This is a genomic window from Ruegeria sp. ABV4_181 (assembly GCF_056158465.1).
Genome location: NZ_JBSWTI010000006.1, coordinates 155,809 through 176,024, shown reverse-complemented (window position 1 = coordinate 176,024; position 20,216 = coordinate 155,809). Strand labels below are relative to the sequence as shown.

Below are 20,216 nucleotides of genomic sequence, written 5' to 3'. Positions count from 1 at the left end.
TGTTTGTTGAATTCCTCCCCAGGGTCAACTTTGCAGCGTCTCTGAAAGGGCCGGAAAGTTCGGGGCTGAGAATGTCGGCAAGGCAGGGCGCGGCGTCGGCCGCCGGCCGGATGGGAAAGCCCGCGTATTGCAGGCTTTCCATAGTGTCACCAGACGCGCTTCTGGTTCATTTTGAAGGTTTTCAGGCTTTTCGGATCGATCTGGGCAATGAATTGCATTGCCAGCGATTGCGGGTCAGCCATGTCGGCCATCAGGGCCCCCTCGGCCGCCTCGGCATCGGCGCGCGACTGCCAGTGGGTCATGTCGATCCACCAGCCATCCGCTGTCTGGAAAAGCTCGCGGTCGGCAAAGCCGGGTTGGGCCGCGATGACATCCTGGACAGAGTCGGCGGCGGTCAGGAACGCTTCGTCCGTGGTTGGCGTCAGGTATTCAAGCTCTGATCCCGGTGCAACCAGCCGAAAGACGTGGATTTCCGTGAACCCGTTGCCCTGAGGGATGTCCGTCGTCTTCCAGTGGCGCACCCGGTCGGCGTGGAACCATGCCATTGTGGATGGGTCGATCAGGTCCATGATCGGTGCACCGTCCGGATCGGTCAGGATTTCGGCGGCCGCCTTGGCAAAGTCGCCAACCGAGCGCCAACGGATCGAGTCGATCCAGTAACTGCCCTGATCATCCACCATAAGCTCGCGATAGAGCCGCCCGTCGAACCTTGGCAGGAAGTGATCCTGCACATGCTGCGCCCCGTCAAGCATGCGGGTCTCATCGGTTCCGGGGTGCAGTTTGAACCACGCGATCTCCAGAATTGTGCTGTCTTGCGCCTGGGCGCTCAGGCCCGCCACGGCCAGTGCGGCGGTCATTGCAAGGGTTTTGAACATGGGAATCTCCTTTTCTGAACGATAGGTGATAAATCACGGTGACGCAGATGTCGTCAAGATTTTTCTGAACGATGCGTGGTAAAACTTGCACGCCGACAGCCGATGGCCCATATTCAGATCATGGGCAGGCATAAGAGTTACGACCGCGAAAAGGTTCTGGAAAACGCGATGGCGTTGTTCTGGGCGAAAGGATTCGAGGGCACACATCTCGCCGAACTGGTCGAGGTCACGGGGGTCAACCGCTTTGGCCTTTACGGAGAATTTGGCGGCAAGGACGGCCTGTTTCGCGAAGCGCTCGATCTGTATCTGGAACAAACGCTTGTGGCGTACCGGGCGACGCTGGATGCCGAACCGCCGGGTTTGGACAATATCCGTAATTATTTCAAGGCGTTGAGCTACGGAGATGATTACCACGGCTGTTTCATGATCAACACGCTGACCGAACAGAATGTCGTCAGCCCGGCGGCCTTTGATGCGGCGCGCAAGGTCATGGATCAGGCCGGCGAATTGTTCCTGAAAAACCTGATCGCCGCGCAGGAAAACGGAGAGTTACCGGCCGACCGGGACGTGCAGGCGCTTGCGCAATTGCTGGTGACGATAGACAGCGGCCTGTCCATTCGCGGTATCCTGTCCCCGAGCGACGCCGAGAAGGATGCGATAGCGGCACAGGCGCTCGCTTTGCTGAACTGACCATGGATGAAGCCCGCGCACCATCAGCGGCCGACAGTGTGGCGGTCTGTGACGCCCAAGCCCCGATCCAGGCTAAATCTCCAGAACAAGCGGGCAGTGGTCCGAAACCTCGGGATCGCTGATCACATCGAATCCGAGGACAGCTTCTTCCTGATCAATGAGCATGTAGTCGGCAAACTTGCCGGGCTTCTTGTAGTGTGAGCTTCGCGTGCCGGTAAAATCGCGACCGGTTATCAACTCAGCGAACCCGGCCCCAGCCAGGAGCCTTAAGGTCTCGCTGTCCGGCGCGACATTGAAATCACCGCAAATGATCCGAAAATCACCCGGCTGGGCCACCTGATTGGAGATGCCGAGCAATCTGTGTGCCTGCGCGGCACGTTCAGGCGTGTCCATCTTGCCGTTCAGGTCGCGCAGACCGTGCATATGTGTCACGCTCATGAACCGGTTTCGGGCGTGGTCATACACCCGAACGCCATGCGCCGTTCTGGATCGCGGGTGATCGCCATATCCGTCCGGAGAATAGTCCTTGTGCACGAACCCCTGCACCTGTCCGATGATCGGAAACGCGCGATGAACGAAGGTCGCCAGTCCCCATTGTGACGGGATCGGTTTAACTTCGTCCCACAATTCGCCCTGCGCCGCCGGGCAAAACACAGCCTCATGTTCGGGCAAGGCATGACAAACGTCCCGGAAGAGGTTCGCACGCTGAGCCAGGACGTGATCGCCGTCCCTGTATGTCAGCCAATCCTTGTCCGATGCCGGGCTGTGCACGACCTCCTGAAGGCAGAGAATGTCCGGGGCGGTTTCCTTCAGATACGGCAACAACTGTTCGTGGAGCTTACCGCCCCAACCGTTCAGGCACATGATGTTCACAGCGTTTCCCCTACCTCTCGGTTCAGCCGGACTTTCGCTGCGTTGCAAGCCAGATGCAATATGGGCCTCAGATATGGTGAGGTGTCTGGCTTGCGGGTTCTTCGTTCATTTCGGGGTGGCTTGTCGGAACCGATGGTCAAAGGGGGCAGTCCCCCTGTCCATCCGCCAGTGGCGCGGCGTGGGCGGGCAACAAATGACGTCCAACACCTAGTTTGGGTCCGGTTGGGCTTCGTCAGCCCAACCGGTCCTTGTTCCATTTGATTCAGCGAAACCTCCGATCAGTCGAGCGTCAGTTCCACATAAACGACAATGTCTTCCAGCGCGTTTTCGGCCAGCGCCGCAGGTGCCGTACCGGGGCCGAGGTCGCCGGCATCGGTCACGGCGATCGTGTGATCCCCGGTGATCCCCGCGGCCAGAGCGCCGGTTGCGTCCGTCAGGACATAGCCCGGGAATTCCGGCGTTGCGGCAAAGCCCGACAGCACCGTGCCGTTCACCGTCAGTTCCGTGCCGGTCGCATTGCGGCCTTCGGACGGTTTGAGAAGCAGCAGCGCCCGTTCTATCGCAAGGTCGCGCCCGCGCAGCGGGAAGGGCAAGGCGCGCTCGTCCAGGGTGACAACCGCGTCCACATTCGCAGGTCCGGTGGTCAGTTGATGGAACGCAGTGCCAAACTCCTGTCGCAGACTGTAAGCCCGTGGCAGGCCAGTGTTTTCCAGCACACCGATCAGCGCCCCTTCGAGGGCGGCGTTTTCGGCTTCGACCCGTTCCCGCAGGACCCCATCGTTCTCGGCGGTGTAGGACAGGTGCAGAACGACATCCGTTATCGTGTCATAGTCGAACGGCGCAAAGGTCTTGGGCAGGGTCAGCTTCCATGTGCTGTCCACGGCCCCGGCTCCTTCGAATGGCATGTAACGCGGGTCCGAGAAGCTGAAGTCGAACGTGCCCGAGTCATTCTGCGCGGTGCTGGTTGCAATCTGCACCGTGTGTCGCAGCACTGAATCCGACAGTCCGGCTGCACCGTCAAGCGTTGGCTCGACCCGTATTTTTGCCCCGGTCAGCGTCAGCGTCACCGGAATGTTGACATACGGCCCCGTGACACAGGCGACCGACAGGCGCGCCGACCGGATGCGACGGCGGTACTGGCCGGGATAAAGCAGGTCAAAGGCAAGCTCGGGTACGGTGAATTCACATTCGCCGTCTTCGCGCAACGCCATCAAAGCAGCCGGATTCAGCTGGTTCAACGAGAAGGGCTGAGTGATTTCCAGCGTCCTGTAGTTGGTTTCGAGATAGCGTTTTTCCATCTCGATCAGGTCGATGGCCAGTTTTTCACCTGACAGCAGCCCGGCCTGTCCGGGTTCCCAATATGTCAGCTCCAGCAGCTGCGCCTGATCGCTGGGTCGCTCAAAGCGATAGGCCTGTTCCGCCAGCCGCGCCATCGACATGGCCGCGTTGAAGGCCTGCCGGAAAATGGTCTGGAGCGTGGACGCCATCCAGGAATACAGCGCCTCGCCGGCGAACTTGGATTCGTAGAATTCAAGCAGTTCTTCCTGATCTTCTATAGCCTGCTTATGGTTGGAAAGCGCCTTTTCGGTAATCTCGACACGGATTTTCGCGGCCTTGATACGCTTTTCGATCTGCTTGAGTTCAAAGCCTTCAAGCTTGAGCCCGTGCTTCCACTCCTTGCGCAGTTTGGCGTATTTGGCCTCAAGCGATGCGGATTTGGCGGCGATCATCAGCAGATCGCCGGTGTCCTTGAACACCTTGGCCCATTTCTCGCCCGAAAGGCCCAGTTCCTGACCACCATATTTCATCGCAAACGGCGATCCGAGCTGCGGGATCAGGTGCAGAATGCCCGAGGTTCCGTTCAAAATGGCCGCCAGAATTTTGCTGACGCCGGCACCGTGGGTCAGGACCTGTTCAGCCCGATCCCAGGGCAGCAGATCATCGTCGATCTTTTGCTGGAAATGGCTTTCGCGGTATTCGAACATCTCTTTGCGTTTTTCCAGCTCTGCCAGACTTTCCTTGGCGCTCTTGACCTCGTTTTCACGGATCTTTGTCACCAGATTCTGCATGTTGATCGCCTGGGTGAGCCTCAGCTTGGCCAGTTCCTCGGCATCGCGTTTTTCCAGCGCCGACTGAAGTTTGGAGCCAAACCCCTGAACCAGCCCCACATAGTCGCGCGCCTTGGCGACCAGATAGGTAAAGCGGTAGGGGGGCAGGTTGCCCGCAGATGCGCCCAGAATGTCGCTCAGGCTCAGCCCGGCCGCGCGGGCGCGAACCAGCGCCATGGGGTCGATCTCGGGCGCGAACAGGGCCAGATCGACGCGCTCGCCCTCGATATTGCGGCAATTATGGATCTTGTAGAGCCGGTCTTCGACCCGGTTCCAAAGCTCCAGCAGGTCCTTGTTGCGCGGGATGCAAAAGACGGGACCGACCTGGCGCACGACGTGCCAGGTAAACCGGTCGGGCCGTATGCGCCCCCAGACGCGGCCGTTGCGCCCGCCGCCCCCGATATAGCGAAGGTTGGCGCGTTCGGCATCGACGCGCCCGGTCCGCTTCCAGTCAAGCTGCTGTCCGGGCCGGCCATCGGTGGCAACCGCAAATTCGAACCGCTGCGCCTCGGCGACATGGGCCGACACGGCCTTGGGCGCGGGCTTGGCGGTTGCGGAATCCGGCAGGTTGGCGACCGTCTTGTCGTCGCCCAGCATCAGCTCGGTCGCGCCCAGGCTGGCCATTTCGACCTTGTCTGCCGCCAGCGGGGGCCGCGATTGGTCAAAGCGCATATCCAGATTGGCGGCGGATTCGACCTTGCCGCGCAGTTCGGCCCCCAGTGAATCGGATCTTTCGTAGTTCACATAAGTGCGGTTCGCGATGACAAGATCATTGGAGCCGACCCAGTAGGGCCGGTTCGGGATGATCCAGTTTTCGACTTCGATCAGGAAGTCCTGACCCTTTTCCATATGCGGTTTGATGCGTTCGTAGGTGCGGGGGCGCACGATGCCCTCGCCACAATCCCCTGCATCCGCGGGGCGCGGCCCCAGAATCTGGCGGACCAGATCGTAAAGGATATGGGCCTCGTCCACCGTTTCGCGCGTGAATTGCCGGAACAGGCCGTCCGCCCAGTCCAGAATGTTGTCGCAGTAGCGCATGACGATATTTTTCTGGAACGCCGACAACCTGAGCCGTCCGATTGCATAGGGATTGAACGGATCCTTGCGATACGCCTCCTGTGCGTCCTCGTCCGTGAGAATGGCGCGCAGGCTTGGCGGTGCGACGCCCTGAAACTCGTAGTACTGCCAGACGCGATCCCGCTCGGCCTGCAACCGGGCAGAATCCGACAGGCTGCCAAGGTCCACGCCGCTGTCGAACTTGGCGGTGGGATCAAAGATCGTCTGATACCATCCCTGTGCGGCGGCAAAATCCCCCCGGCTGTTCTGATGTGCGGCCAGAAGGGCGGGGATGTGAAAGAAGAGCTCGCGGAAATAGACCCCAAGAGGCCCGGTGAAATCCAGACGTGTGGTCGGCCCGACCACGCGGGTGCGGTTGTTTGCGCTGGTGATCAGGTGGGATTTCTCGGCGTAATCCGCCTGTGCTTTCTTGTCCAGAAGACCATCGACCCCGCCATAGAACAGCGTCCGGCTCAGGTCACCCAGCACGGTCGTTCCCAGCCGCCGCGCCTCGTACGGGCGCCCGGACCAGTCAAAGGACCAGTGAAAGAAGCTGACATCCGAATCCTTCTGAACCAACGCGGCGGGAAAGCCCCAGTCTGACACGGGAACCACCACATGCGGTTCCTCATCGTTGACCCGGGCCACCGAGGCACCAAGGTCACTGGAATCGAGGTTCCAGGAATCATCTGCCACATCCACGCTGCCCTGGCTGTAGGACAGGCCATAGATGTTGCTTTCGAAATTCCACCGCGCAGTGGTGAAATCCTGTCTTGCGGCCGTCGAACCGGGCAACCAGAAAGCGCTCCCCTCAACCGATTGTTCATAGATACGCCGCGCGTTGCGAGACCCGGCGATGTGCATGATCGTCGGATCCTGGTTCCAGTAGATGTCCAGCCCGCTGCGCTCGGCCGCGGTCGGCGGATAGCCGATGCGTTCGAACATATCGATGCGGTAGGGAACATGATGCCCGCCCACGCTGAGGTACAGGTCACCGTCCCGAAGGCCCGGATACACCTTGTTCCAGGCCGGCGTCACCAGCGTGTGACCGTCCTGGGCCTCGGTATGGCTGGTCGAGAAATCATCCGACCAGGCCGGTACGTCCCAGGATGTCCCGCGTTCGTACACGCCTTCGAAAAGGACGCCCTGATCATGCATCGTGAAGTAGCGGCCCTTCAGTTCGATGGTTTGTGGCGTGCTCCAGGTGCCATCCAGTTTAAGGAAGGAGAAGCGCGGGCGCAGCGTGTGTTTATAGCCCCGGAACTCGTTTTCGCCGTCGCGGACGCGGGTCCAGGGGTTGGTGCTGACCTCCAGCCAGAAGACGTGCAGCCGGTTGTTGTAGATGATGGGCGACACGTCGCGCACAGGGATGGCGATCCCCAGCTTTTGCCGGGCCGAATAGGAAACGCGCCGGTCATCCCTGAGCTTCGAAAAGGTCAGGTTCTCGACGGTCCAGTAGTAGTAAGTTGGCGGGTCATCAGACGTGCACCCGAACATGTGCAGCACATCGCGCCCGTCGCTCCAGACATGTTCGTGATAAGCCCCGGCGATCCGCAGGCCGGCAACCTCTTCGAAGCCACGCAGATAGGTGGCATAGGCATCCAGCACCGTTTGTTCGGTAATGTCCTGCTGCAGAAGTGTTTTTTCCAGTTCCTCGAACTGCGGCGTCTTGTTGTCGCGCAATTCCGGCAGCATGTAATTCTCGGGCCACAAAAAGACCTTCCGATTTGCTTCCCAGACCCGGTAATTCTTGCGCCATTCCCATTCATCGGCGGGAATGCGGGTTGGGCTGACATGGACATGGTTGCCCGCATCCGGGTCGCGCCTGTCCTGTTCAAGGTTCAGTACCACCCGATGCACATAGCTTTGCAGCGATCCGATCGCCGAAACCACGCGCGAGGTGCGGGCGCAGCCCTCCATATCGGGGTCGATCAGGTAGTAGTTGTAAAGGTCGCCGCGGTCCTCGAACCGACCATTGCTGTCGCGGATGATATAGTCGGTCAACGCGTCCCGCCGCCGCCCGCGCAGGGCGTCTTCGTGCACCTCCATCGCTTTGCTAAAGCTTTCGGCGTCGACCAGCCGCAGTTGCAGGGCGGCCTTCAGGCTTTCGGCGGCTTCACCCAGTGCTACGGGATCGGGCGAAGACAGCAGCGCAATGGCGTCGGCGGCCAGGCCGCGGTCGTCAGCGAATGAGACGATCCGGCGCAACCGGTCCAGCGCACCAAGGGCGTTTGCCGGCAGGTCGGCCCCGGCCTCGAACACGCGGATCGTGGCGACATCGCCCCCGGCTGCGCGTGCGAATTGATCTGTATCTGCGGCCGCGAACCCGCCGACTGGCGTATGGGCGAGCAGAACCGTTTCAACCGTTTCGGCATGATCCGGCAGATCGTCATCGTCCAGCAGCGCGTCCAAATAGGCCGCAAGCGACAGGATGGCGTCGCGCGAATAAGGCGCGACCGGATCAGCCAGATCAAACAGTCCGCGGTTGGCATCGACAAAGACCACACGATCTGCGGTCAGAACCTCGTGCTGGAACGCGGCCAGCGCCCGGACCATCGGGGCCACCGCATCCCTAAGCGGAATGTGGTCCGACACAATGATGCCGTCAATCACGGCTTGCGCGACGATGTCCGCACCGGTCAGCGTCGCGATTGCGTTCAGCTTTTCGGTGGTCATGTCCAGTGCGGCGGCTGTGACTTCGGGGATGACAAGGCGCAGATTGTAGGGGTCAAGCACACCCTGAAGGTCCGCCTCGGCAATGCCGCTGGGGAAACCGCCCGCGGGGGCGGCGATGGCAGGTGCCAATCCCACATCGGCGGCCAGCCGCAGCATGTCGCGCGGTGCCGCGTCGAACAACGCCGGGTTTGCCGCGACGATGGCGCGTGACTGGTCTTCGCTTACGCCGTCGAGGAAGGCAAAGACCGTCGGGGCGAAGATCGTGCGCTCTTCGGTGGCGATCTGGTCGGTTACATCAAGCGCAAGGACGTCCGCATCGGCGAACAACCCGTCTTCGACGGGATCATCCAGCAACCCCATCAGGGCCGCCGCCACTTCGAGATCGACGGAAAGCTGGCCGAACCGTTCGTGAAGGATCACAAGCTGCAACAATTCCGCAGCGTTGGTCACGGCGCTGCCGCCTGTGGCGATGCGAATGGCAAGCCAAAGCTCGCCGAAACTCAGCCGCAGTGCATCCGCCAGCAACGCGTGACGATAGAGCAGGCTCAGCGCATCGCCGGACAGCAGAAACCCGCGGTCCTCTTCGGCTGCGGCCTCGGGGTCGATACCAAGATCTGTTGCAAGCATCAGGATCAGTTCCAGAAGGTCCTCATCCGAAATGCCAAAGGCGACCCGCAGACGCTGTGAGACAAAGACGCCCGCATTCGGGCCGGTTTCCGGCAGAGCGGCATCGTCGCGCAGCGCCGGATGCACGAAGCGCAGCGCCGGGGCCGGGAAGGGGGCCGCGCCAACGCCGGCGGCCGCGCCGTTGAACAGCCGGTCCATCAATCCCGGCTCGTCGGGGTCCGGTCCGACCGGATCGGTTGGAATTGGGCCCGACAAGGACAGGACCTCATCGGTATCCAGGCCGAGGCTTTGACCCAGGCGCGCGATTGCCACGATGCGTGACAGCGTTGCATCGTTCAGTGTTCCGCCAAGCCGTTCCAGAACGACCCCCAGCGTGCGCGGATGCCAGCCAACCGCGCGCGCCAGCCGCCAGAACCGATGCATCCGGTCCAGCGCATCCCGGGTCATGCCGGTCACGCGTTCTATGTCGTTCTGAACACTGTCTATCGACCGTTTCTGCGCCACGATGCGAATATTGTCGCTGCCCTGCACAAAGTCCGTCTCGATCATCGCACCCAGCGTTTCCCGGTCGACCTCCATGACGGGCAGCAGCTCCTGTACGTCGAAGGGATCGGCGGTGTTGCCCGATCTGGGGAAGCTGTTGCGGTAGAGCGCGCGCAGATAGGCCCATTGGCTGCGGCGCGTCGTGATCATCTCGTAGGACGCAACCGACAGGCCGAGGGCGGCGCTGTTTCTGGCCGCCGGACCGGCATCCGGGTCCGTCAGCAACACGATTTCCGCGCGGTCCGTATCGAAATCCCTGAGATTGAGGTCGGCCGAAGCGACACGGCGGTCGAACGGCGTCACGAAGGATCGGATCGCTGTGGGCAGAAGATCGCCATAGACCTTGTCCAGTATGGCCGGAACGTCGGTACCGCCAATGGTGGCATCCGCACGTGTGGCGATTGCGGCCTCAAGTATCTCGTTGATGATTTCCAGCGTCGGAACGAGATCATGTGTGGCGTCGCAGGTCAGCGGAACCGTCCAAAGGTCGGGCCGCCGGTTCTGCAGCTTCAGGGCGTGATCCGTCTTGGCGCCGGTGAATTCCTTTTGAGTGACCTTCTCATCTACAAAGGTCATCAGATCCACGAAATAAGCTGCGGGGCTAAGGATCGAGTCACAATGCGCGCAATCGCAATAGCTTTGATCGCCAAACAGGTCGGCATATCCCGGCAGGTCCTTCAGGCCGTCGGTGACATCTTCCAGAAGCGGTCCGATCCAGGTCCAGTCCGGCCGTTCCCACCGCAACTCGTCGGCCAGGGCTCCGACAATGTTGCTGACGCCCAGCCGCATGTCGCGGGCTGACGAGATGATGATGCTCGCCTCGGCATCGGTAACGCCGGCCTTGGCAACAAGCTCGTCGGTGTGCATGTCCGCAATGTTCAGCCCGGAATGCAGGCCACTTTTCATCAGCGCGGCACTGGTGCGGACCGACCCGCCGACACTCAGGGTCCGCGCGCGTGCTTTCAGAACGCCGACAACAGCATCCTGATCGGCGGCTGACATGGTGCCGAATTCCAGCGTCTTCATGTCTTTCGAACCGGGCGTGAAATCCATGCTGCGCAGGTCAATCGAGTCGTTGGTTTTGGCAAAGTCCTCGAATACGGCAACCCTTTGATTCAGTTTGGTTACCGTGGACTGAACCGCCGCGCCCTGTGCCACGATCTCGCGCATGCCAAGACCGGGATACGCGTTGACCGTCGCGCGGACCTCCGACAGCCTCCGGGCGGTGGCCTCGTCCGTGCCGGGAGGTGTGGTGTCCAGCGCCGCGGGATCGTCCTTGAGCAGCGCGCGTACGCTGCCATATGCTTGCCGAAGCTGGTCGGTGGGCGGGGTCTTTAGCCGCGCCGCCAGACCTTCGGTGGGGTATCTCTCTTCGATCCTGACCTTGATCGACTGGGCGCGGGCCACCGCTTCGGCCCGGTCGCTGGCGGCCAGTTTCGGGTCCACGGATTTGGCAAGTTCTTCGTCCTCAACGCGCAGAACATCCGTCAGTTTCTTGATCCGCCCGCGCAGGGCGGAATAGTCGGTTCCGATCACCCGTTCCACGGCGTCGGTGTCATCGCCCAGAACCTTGGCCATTCCGGCAACCAATCCAATCCGTTCCCCTTCCGCCTGCGTCAGCGCCTGATCGATGACCAGCGTGCCCACCCGCTGATCGGTCAGCAATTCGCTGTTCGGCACGGCCGCCACAAGCGCCTTGGCCGCGCCGTCGCGCAGCCCGGCAATGCCGGTCAGTTTCGCAACGTTGGCGCGCGCGATCTCGGCCTTTAGTTCCGGCAAATCGGCAATCGCCACAGCCGCGGGATCGGTGATTTCAGGGCCGAACACACCGGCCAGCCTGCCACCGTCCAGCAAGACAGATTCGGCCCTTGCCCGTGCTTCCTCTTCAAGGCCCACGGTATCCAGAACGGTGCGCGCAATCTTTTCGGGGGTGCTGTTTGCCAGGTCTTTGGGCTTGATTTTTTTCAGCGCATCGCGAACGGCGTCCTCATTCCCGGGTGTCGCGTCGGTCATGGCCTGCAACAGCCCGTTGAGCCGGATCCCCGCCAATGCAGCGATCACTGTTTTTTCATCCTTCAACTCGTGCAGCGTGCGGTCGCGAAGTCCGGCCAGCGTACGAAGGTTCTTAAGATCTAGGATGGGATCGGGCATGAGGAGTCCTCCGTCTGGAAATCAGGTTCAGCCGCCGAAATCCGGGCACTGAACGAAAAGCACCGCAGCGAATGGCCGCTGTGGCGTGGGCCGGTGAATTGGGTAAGGGTCACGCAACTCACGATTTGCCCCCAATGTTCCGGCGCTGTTGTCGCCGGAGTGATGATCCGCCGGGCGCGTGCCGACCGGCAGAGTTTTAAAACGGTGCGCCGCCCCGGAAATTCAGCCCCAGCGCCCGCAAAACGCGGCGCGTGCTTTCCGAATGGCACCAAGCAAGTACAACGTCGTCAGAATGTTCCAGTATTGCCGTCAGCTGGCTGTCGGTCAGGCGCGTGACGTCGTGAATATCAATGCGTGCGCTGGACGGCAGATTGACGAGGTCATCCACAAAGAATTTCATCTCGCGCTGCGCCAGATCGAACCCTGCCGGCGTGCCGTGCCGGCCTGTCAGAACATTGATCACCCCGTTTCCGGGCATGTTGTCCAGATGCCGGACAAGGTCGTCCACGTGGGAATGGGCAACGGTTTCTGCCGAAGTCCAGATACGGCTGCCCGTGGGGCTGGAGAATGCGCGCCAGTTCACGACCTTGCTTTTGACCATCGACCAGAGTCGCGGAATGATGTCGATGCGATATGCGCCCGGCGAAAGCCGGCTGGCCACCTGTGGAAAGAACTCGCGCAGCATCCGGCTGCGGAAGGGGTTCCAGTTGATGCCGGAACGTAAACCCGTGCGCATCGCCAATTGGCGCAGATTCTTGAGGCTGAGCGCAGCCATGGCCCGGCGGCCTGCTGATGCCAGCGCCCGCATGCCCGCCTTGAGCGCCAGTTTCAGACTGACCTTGAGCGCTGCCAGACTGCCGAAGGATGCCACCGTCAACACGATGTCGACGACGGTCAGCGCCAGAAATGCCGCCTGACCCCAGGACCCCAGATTCAGGCTGCCCATTCCGCCCGGGATGCCGCCGGACTCGCCGGGTTCGTCCGATCCGAATTCAAGGTGCCACCAACCGGCGGCCCGCACGACGTGGTCCATCACCGTTGCGGGCTCCTGACCGCCGGGGCCATCGCCGCTGCCCGGACCTTCCTGATCCGGCGGCCGGTTGCCGCCCGGATTACCCGAGCCGCGGTTGCCGTTCTGCCCACCCGAGTTTTCGGGCGGCGCGTCGCCGGGCGGGGCGCTGCGGTCGCCACCGTTGCCACCGGATCCGTTGCCTTCCTCGCCGGCTGGCGCGGTTGTTCCGTCGGGGTCACCCGAGGCGCTGCCTTCGCTGCCGCCACCGGGACCACCGCCCTCACCACCGCCCGGTCCGCCTCCGGGGCCGCCGCCCGGTTCAGTTCCGGTCCCGCCTTCGGCGCCACCGGGTGCGGTGCCGGTCGCATCGGGGTTTGTTCCGGTCGCGTCGGGATTGGTGCCGCCGCCCTCGGTCGCAGTACCGCCCTCGGTTCCACCCGGTTCGGTTCCGGTGCCACGACCGGTGCCGCCTTCGCGATGTGCGGGGCTGTCTTCGTGGCCGGTGCCGTGGCTTTGCGGATCACCGGTTCCACCACCGCGGCCCGCGCCTGTGTCGCCGCGGCCCAAGGCGTTGGGGTCTTCGGAATCGCCGCCACCGCCGGGGCCCTGCTGGTCCGAGCCCTGCACCGTTCCGGTGCCGTCGGGATCGCCATCCTCGGCACCAAGCTCGTTCTCACCGGTTCCATCAGGGCTGGTTCCGGTGTCAGAGCCTCCGTCCTGCCCGCCGGTGTCCGATGGGGGCGTGTCGGTATCCGTATCGGTTCCGGTGCCGTCGGCCTGTGCACTTCCGGTTCCGCCGCCGGGGTCGGGCGGCGCATCCGGTGTGTCGCTTGCCGGATCGCCGGTCGGTGCCTCGGGATCGCCGCCGCCCGGGCCGCCACCGCCCGCCTGACCCCCTTCGCCGCTGTCGCCTTCGCCCCTGCGACCGGCCGCACCCAGCACAAGGATATCGGCCCCGTTGGCCTGATCGCGCGAGACAATTCTTTCCAGATCGGCACGGGTTCCGAAATGAACCGCTCCTTCGCTGTCTATATACCAGGTGATCTGCCCCATCGCGTATTTCAGCTGAACCGCCGCGGATTGTCGTCCAAGCGCTGCGGTCACGACCGGGGGATCGGGCCGCGCCGGAGCCGCGATGCGCCGCCCGCGACGGGTGCGCGTTGTCTGCAGCCCCGATCGGTCAAAATGCGAAACCGGGTTGGCGCGCGCGTAGATATACAGGTTGAGGCCATCAATCGCGCCTCCGGGATCGGGCGAGATCCATCGACAGAGCCAGCTTGCATAATAGCGCTGTCCGATATGGTGGAACCCAGTGGTCCCGTCCTGTTCGCGCTGAATGAAGCCATAGGCCTTCAACGCGGTTTCGCGGGCGCTGTCGGCTGCGGCAAAAGCGGTTTGCCCATAGGGCATGAATTCTTCATAGCTGACGACCCGCGCGGCCTCATCCAGCCGAAGGGTTGCTGACCCTAAATGATCGCTCAACGTATAGCGCAGCCGGACGGCGTTGGGGTCAGCGGTTTCGCGGGCAGTTGAATCAATGGTCCAGCGATGCAGTTCGGCAAACTCGGATATTCCATCTGACAGGCGGGTGACCAGCCGTTCCAGGATCAGAGTGTTGCCGCGATAAATCCTGCGACGCTCTGCCCCGCCCAGATAGGTCACCTCGATCCGCTCAACACTGCCGTCACCCAGCATCCTGCGGGTGATCTTGCGCAGGCGTGTGCCGCCACCGTCATACAGGTATATCTCGTCATCATCGGGTTGCGACTGGGCGCTGCGGTCAATGATGACGGCGCGTCGCAAGCGCTGATCGTGCCGCCAGCTGAGGCTTTGCAGATGATCGACCACCAGAAGTTCCCCGCCCGCACCGAACTCGGCAGCGGCAGCAGCGGGGCTGACGGGCGTACCATCGGGGCGCGTTGTTGCACGGGACCGGTTGCTGGCGGGGTCGATCCAGAAATCGGTGGTGAAATTGGCGATCGTCCCGACATGGCGCAGGCGCGTCAGATTTCCGGCCGCGTCGTAGGAATAGGTCTGCACAAAGCGTTCGGTGCCGGTTCCGTCCGACAGCGGCAATACGGGTCTTGGCCCCGGGTTTGCCGTCAGGGCGCCATGCGCGCGCCCTTCGGCCCGGGTCAGGCGGTATTGCGCATCGTAAGTATAGCTGCGCGCCGCATCCGCGCCGGCCGTGGCCGAGAACACAGCCCTTGTGCCGGTGGTGTGCGCCAGATCGGCGCTGCCGGTGACATTGCCGACCGGATCGTAGGTCAGGCGAAGATCCTGAAGCACGGGTGGCCGGCCCCCGGCGGCGGATCGGGTTGCGTGGATGCGCCGGACCAGCCGCGTTCCACCGTCGAATTCCCGCGCGACAGTGACGCCATTGCCGTATTCGACCCGCTCGCGCTCGCCATAAATGGAATGTCGGACGTCGCTCAGAACCTGAGTCTCGCTGATCTGCCCGTCTGCTGTTTCAACGCTGAGCCGGGCAATCGCGCCGCCTTCGGAATAGGCCGTGCGCACCACCGACCCGTCGGCGTTGCGCAACTGCACCTGCCGGCCCTGTGCGTCGTGGCGCGCGGAAATCTCGAAGACTTCACCATCCAGCGCCACCCCGCCGGTCCAGTCCACATCCGCGACCGGGTCGGACACCAGTTCCCATGCGGTTCGGTTGACCTGACCAGTGGGTAGGGCATCAAGAATGCGGTGCCGACCGCCCTCGTCACGCGTCTCGACCGCCAACCCGTAAAGGTTGCGCCTGATGGCATCCACATCGGCGGGATCGTCCGCATAGTCGATCCCTTCGATCCGGCGCACACCCGTACCGGTATCGACGGTAACGAAAAGCGGGCGGTCCAGCGCGTCATATTCGGTGGTTCGCGTGATGTTCCCCGGTGTTATGGTTTCCACCGGGTTGTCGCGGGCATCGAACAGCACGCGCGTCTCACCGGCATCGGCGGACCATTCGACGACTTTCCGGCCTGCCATGTCATAGACATGCCGGGCCAACTCGATGCCCCGGGCATCAATGTCACGCGCGCTTTCACCGGTTTCCAGCAGGATTGACCGGGTTTCATGCACCCCACCCAGCCCGTCCGCCTCGCGGACCCGGACCTGCCGTCCTTCGCTGTCGAAGATGCGTTCAACAGGTGTGTCCGCATGGGGCAGGGTGACGTCCAGCGCATGCCGGTCCGGATCGCCAATGGGCAGGATTCCCCGCGAAAGACGCCAGGCCGAGGTCGCAACCGTATCGTTGGCGTCGAAAAAACGTTCGACCCATGCGCCGTGATCCACCCGTTCGACCGTACCGCCGGGCAGCAGGGTCTGCGCCAGACGCCCCGCCGCATCGTAAAAGCGGTGCGTGGCGCGGCCATGGGTGCGCAGGGCGTCATCATCTTCGTAGTCCGGGCCTTCGCCAAAATAGGGTTCAAAGCTTTCGATAGGCTCGCCCTTGGCATTTCGCCGTGACCAGCCAGAGCTTCGCCAGCGCGTCGCGGCAGGTCGCGTCGCCGGTGCGCCATCCGGGCCCATGGACAACGCCCCTGTTCCGTCGCGGAAGAACGCGTCTCCGGCTTCGGCGCGGATCTTGGACAGGGCGCTCTGGCCGAACCCGTCGAAATAGGTCACTTCGACCGCAGCGTGCCCTCCGGTCTGGTTGCCGCCGGTGCCATCATGCGCAAGATCGGAAGCCAAAACGCTCACGACAGCGGGCGGGCTGCCATCGCGCTGGAACGCGTCGATGTCATGGGCGACGATCTGGCTCTGCGCCGCCAGTGCGGCGTCCGGGTCCGCTATTGTCGCGGCAAAGGTTGGGGCCGCCCCCGGTGCCAGAGGGTCGAACCCCCACGGTTGATCGATGCCACCCGCGTCCAGCACGGTTCCGCCATGGCTGGCTCGCACGGGAAGGCCCAAAGGATCATAGGCGGTCTCCGTCCACGCGCCTGTCGGGCTTTCGGTGCGCCGGGGCGCAAGGGAAACATAATCTATTTCCGTTGTAGCAATTGCGCCAAATGCGTCCGTAACACGAGTGGGATAGAAGGCGGAAACATCATAGGCGATATCGACTGTGCGTCCGTCCGACAGCCGGTGTCCCGCAGGCAGGAAAAACCGGTCGGCGGCATGATAAAGCTGGACTTCGGACGCGTTCCACCAATAGCCGTCATCAAAGCTGTACCCCAAGCCCGGCAGCCGGACGCTGATCCCGGCTCCGAATTGGTTCGAAGCGAAGGCATCCGTAAAACAGGCGGTTTCCGTATGGTGCAAACGCGCAGGCTGCGCGGCATCACCCAATGGCGCGGGATCAACGCCGTTTGCGCCCACATATATCCAGCGGGACCGGCTGGTGCGGATGGCCCGTCCGGGCACTGGCGCGGCGTCGTGGTTCAGCGGTGACACAAGCGCGCCGTTTACGATGGGCGCAATCTCGTCAAACAGGAACCAACCGCGACCCGGGGCCGAAAGCCCGGTTATGGCAAATTCCTCTTGCGACACCGGCCGATTCAAAGCCCATAGATCGGTATCCGTGTCGTGGGCCATTTCAACCCGCTTGATCAGGCAGCCCAGACGATCCTGCCCGGGGTCCTCGCGCGCGTGGCCCGGACGGCGTGGATAGGATATCTGCGCGGCCAGTTGCATGGCACCGTGCGCATCGCTGTCCAAAACTATGTCATGAGAAACGCGCGGATCGACCGCGACGCCCTCGTAGAGCGACCGGGTGGATTCGCGGTCGATCACGGAAAACGCCACCCTGTCCAAAGGATGCCGAATGCCGTCGCTGCCCGCAGGCCCCGCCGCCTGTTCGATCCGGACAACATACCCCTTCTGTTCCACAACGATCGGAGCCGGTTCCGGCCCGGTTTCCGTCATCGCGAACAGTTCGGTCCGAACCTCGCGTCCGCGCAGCGCGGTTCTTGCATCAAGGGCGCTGTCCGAATCCAGCGGCATCGCGATGCCACTGGCGTCAAGCGTATGAACATCCAACGAAATCGCTTCGCTGTCGCCCTGCCAGAACCGGCCTTGGACATCCTGACCTGTCCCGTGATCAAAAAACGTACGGGTCAAAAGCGGGGCGGTCGCAACCATCCCGGTTGATGCGTCCTCAAGGTATTCGGCGTCAATCGCATCAACTTCGCCAAAACCTGCGAACACGCGTTGCCGCCCGTCGAACGCACCGTTGCGGTATTCCAGCCGCGTGTCGACCGTAAGGCCGGTGATCAGATCTTCCCGCGCGATACTGTCGACCGTAACCACATGCCGGGGCAAGGCGGTGGTCCAGCGACGGGCAGAGCCCTGATCGCGCAGATAATGCGCAGCCGAGTTGCCATAAGTCACGCTCTCACGCCGGCCCATGCCGTTCTCAATCGTTTGCATCAGGCCCGGCGGAACGGGTCCTGACAAAGCAAGGGATTGATAACTGGCAATGCGGCCCGCCCGTTTTTCAGCCCACACCAGGGACAAACGCCCGTCGCCCTGTACATCCCGGATGTCGAGAACCCCGGTGGTGTCGATCATGGGCAGGCCGCTCAGGACACGGGGCTGGGAAAACCGGTTTCCGGATTTATTGTAAAAGATGCTGATTTCGCCCGCGCCGATATGGATCAGATCGGCGGTTCCGCTTCCGGTCAGATCCGCAAACAGAATCCTGTCGATTGCGAAACGCCCCTGCGTCGACGTCCGTGGCGCATTCTCCATCGTGACCGGTGCCCCGAACCGGCCGTGCCCAAGCCCGGGCCAATAGACGACGGATCCGTCCCGAACCATCACGTGATCGGACAAGCCATCGCCCGTCATGTCGGCAAACAGGAAGTCCGTTTCCGTGTCCGTCTGCAAAGGCGGCGCACCGCCGGGCCCCCGGGCCGAACTGGCGGCCAGATGCACGTCTTTCGACCGGGGCGCGAAGCCCTGTGCGCCGCGGGATTCGTATATCCTGAGGCCGTTATCAGTCCGGCGCACCAGATCCGAGCGCCCGTCGCCGGTCAGGTCCAGCCGCTCGCCGCCGCCAAGCGCGGCCTCGGCTGGCATTGCCTCGAACGGGTGAAAGGCGCTCCAACTGTCCGTCTCGGCATCAAAGCGGTAATGCCCGGCACCCTGACCCGACATGACAACCGCATCCATCGACCCATCGCCGTCAAAATCACCAATCGAAACCGCAGCAAGGCTGTGGGCCGGACGGGTCTGGAGGCTGCGCGGCGCGGCAAAGCGACCGCCGCCCAGATTGCGCTGAAAATTCCAGCCAGTGCGGTCCTCGTGCAGAATGCCCGGCAGACCCTCGCCATAGAGATCCACCAGACGTGCCCCGGCCGGGGCGACGCCCTCGGGGGCGGTGGCCTGGAGTTCTGCCGTAACTGGGGTGAATACTTCGGCCAGATCAGGTTGGGTATAGGTGAATGTCAGCGGCGGAACGGACCGCTCCTCGCGCGCGGGACCTGTGCCCCGGTACCCGGTCTTGGTGACCGAGAGCAGCCGGGTGCCATCGGTGCGTTCATCATAGTTCAGCCCTATCGCGCGGGTCAGGACCGGGTCTGGTCCCAGCGCATCAAACCGGTGGAATACAAGCAGCCGGCGGCACAATCGCCAGGTGCGCAATTCGAATCCGGCTGCCCCGTTGGAAAACGGGTCGGGTCGGGCCGGCCAGGCACCGTCAGGTGCAACCCCGGGCGCAACAGGATCATGGTCGCCAAAGTCGAACACGGCGGTAAAGGCCCAGTCGATTGCATTCGGGTCCGTCGCAGCGGCATCGGCAACCGGGACCGCATTGCCCCAGCGCAGGCTTTTGGGGTGACGTTGCGCGCCCGTGGGTCGGCCAGCCTCGTAGACGCGGCTGTTATCCCGATTGCGGGTGTCCTCGGCGGCATATTCATAGGCCAGCGCGTCGCCGCGACCATTGGCGGTGATTTCAGGCAACCACTGATAGACCCGTCCGGGCGTATCCGGGTCGGCCACTCGGGTGGCACCGGACCGGCCATAAATCGTCAGGACATTGCCGGTATCGCGTGAGCGCCAGTGCACATCGCGTGTGGCTGTCTCAGTCCATTTTTCAAAGCGCATCCGAACGCTGTCATTACGCGCCCGGAACCGCTCGACCACGAACCCGCCGTCGGTTCGGCGCACCGGATTGCCCGCGCCGTCCCGCTCGCGCACCAGTGATCCTGCGACCGAGGATGCAAACCCATCCCGCCCATCATAGGTTGGCAACCCTTCTGAAGTATCAACGCCGATGACCGGCAAGCCGCCCAGTGACCAGCCGCGTCCAAAAATACCCTGCCGCCGCGCCGACCCGTAAATCAGGGACAGAGCAGGCCCAAAACCGTTTCTGGAGGACGGAAGATCCAGTGTCACGCTGACCGACGCCGCCCCGGAAAACCTGTCAGCGGCAATCGTGTAATCCACCGCAGCACTCAGCGGTGAGGCTTCCTGGACCTGCGACACTTTGAAAAACTCCCAGGGGTAGGGGCTGGCTGAGAGACTCGCTTGACAAGTGTGCGCCTGAATTGACGTTGAGTAAAGTTCTTATCTGGGATCGGCGGAAGCGTGCTGTTTTGTTGCGAAAATTCGGACGGGTTTGGATGGTCAATGCGCGTTCCTGCATGATCCAGCCCAGCGATCCGG

5 protein-coding genes are annotated in these 20,216 nt (G+C 62.7%); 1 reads left to right on the top strand and 4 read right to left on the bottom strand.

Annotated features, from left to right (window positions below; all coding sequences use genetic code 11):
- Window positions 1-146: 146 nt before the first annotated feature.
- Window positions 147-875, bottom strand: a complete 729-nt coding sequence (locus ACXAC3_RS20370; RefSeq protein WP_475164263.1) for an antibiotic biosynthesis monooxygenase family protein — start codon at window positions 873-875, stop codon at window positions 147-149.
- Window positions 876-950: 75 nt separating this feature from the next.
- Between ACXAC3_RS20370 and ACXAC3_RS20365 the strand changes: the two genes are divergently transcribed.
- Complete coding sequence (locus ACXAC3_RS20365) at window positions 951-1,565, top strand: TetR/AcrR family transcriptional regulator (protein ID WP_475164261.1); 615 nt, start codon at window positions 951-953, stop codon at window positions 1,563-1,565.
- A gap of 72 nt (window positions 1,566-1,637) precedes the next feature.
- On the opposite strand, the gene ACXAC3_RS20360 is transcribed toward ACXAC3_RS20365, so the two are convergent.
- The 3 genes from ACXAC3_RS20360 to ACXAC3_RS20350 all read right to left on the bottom strand — a co-directional run bounded on the left by ACXAC3_RS20360 (window position 1,638) and on the right by ACXAC3_RS20350 (window position 20,036).
- Window positions 1,638-2,429, bottom strand: a complete 792-nt coding sequence (locus tag ACXAC3_RS20360; protein ID WP_475164803.1) for an endonuclease/exonuclease/phosphatase family protein — start codon at window positions 2,427-2,429, stop codon at window positions 1,638-1,640.
- 287 nt (window positions 2,430-2,716) lie between these two features.
- On the bottom strand, window positions 2,717-11,599 hold the full coding sequence (locus ACXAC3_RS20355) for a Tc toxin subunit A-related protein (RefSeq protein ID WP_475164260.1): 8,883 nt from the start codon (window positions 11,597-11,599) through the stop codon (window positions 2,717-2,719).
- A 196-nt stretch (window positions 11,600-11,795) separates the two neighbouring features.
- Window positions 11,796-20,036, bottom strand: coding sequence for a SpvB/TcaC N-terminal domain-containing protein (locus ACXAC3_RS20350; protein WP_475164258.1), 8,241 nt, complete (start codon window positions 20,034-20,036; stop codon window positions 11,796-11,798).
- Between the last annotated feature and the right edge of the window lie 180 nt (window positions 20,037-20,216).

Bases quoted from the DNA above. Each gene is read 5' to 3' on its own strand.
- ACXAC3_RS20370 (WP_475164263.1), bottom strand. From the start codon at position 875: ATGTTCAAAACCCTTGCAATGACCGCCGCACTGGCCGTGGCGGGCCTG.
- ACXAC3_RS20360 (WP_475164803.1), bottom strand. From the start codon at position 2,429: ATGTGCCTGAACGGTTGGGGCGGTAAGCTCCACGAACAGTTGTTGCCG.
- ACXAC3_RS20355 (WP_475164260.1), bottom strand. From the start codon at position 11,599: ATGCCCGATCCCATCCTAGATCTTAAGAACCTTCGTACGCTGGCCGGA.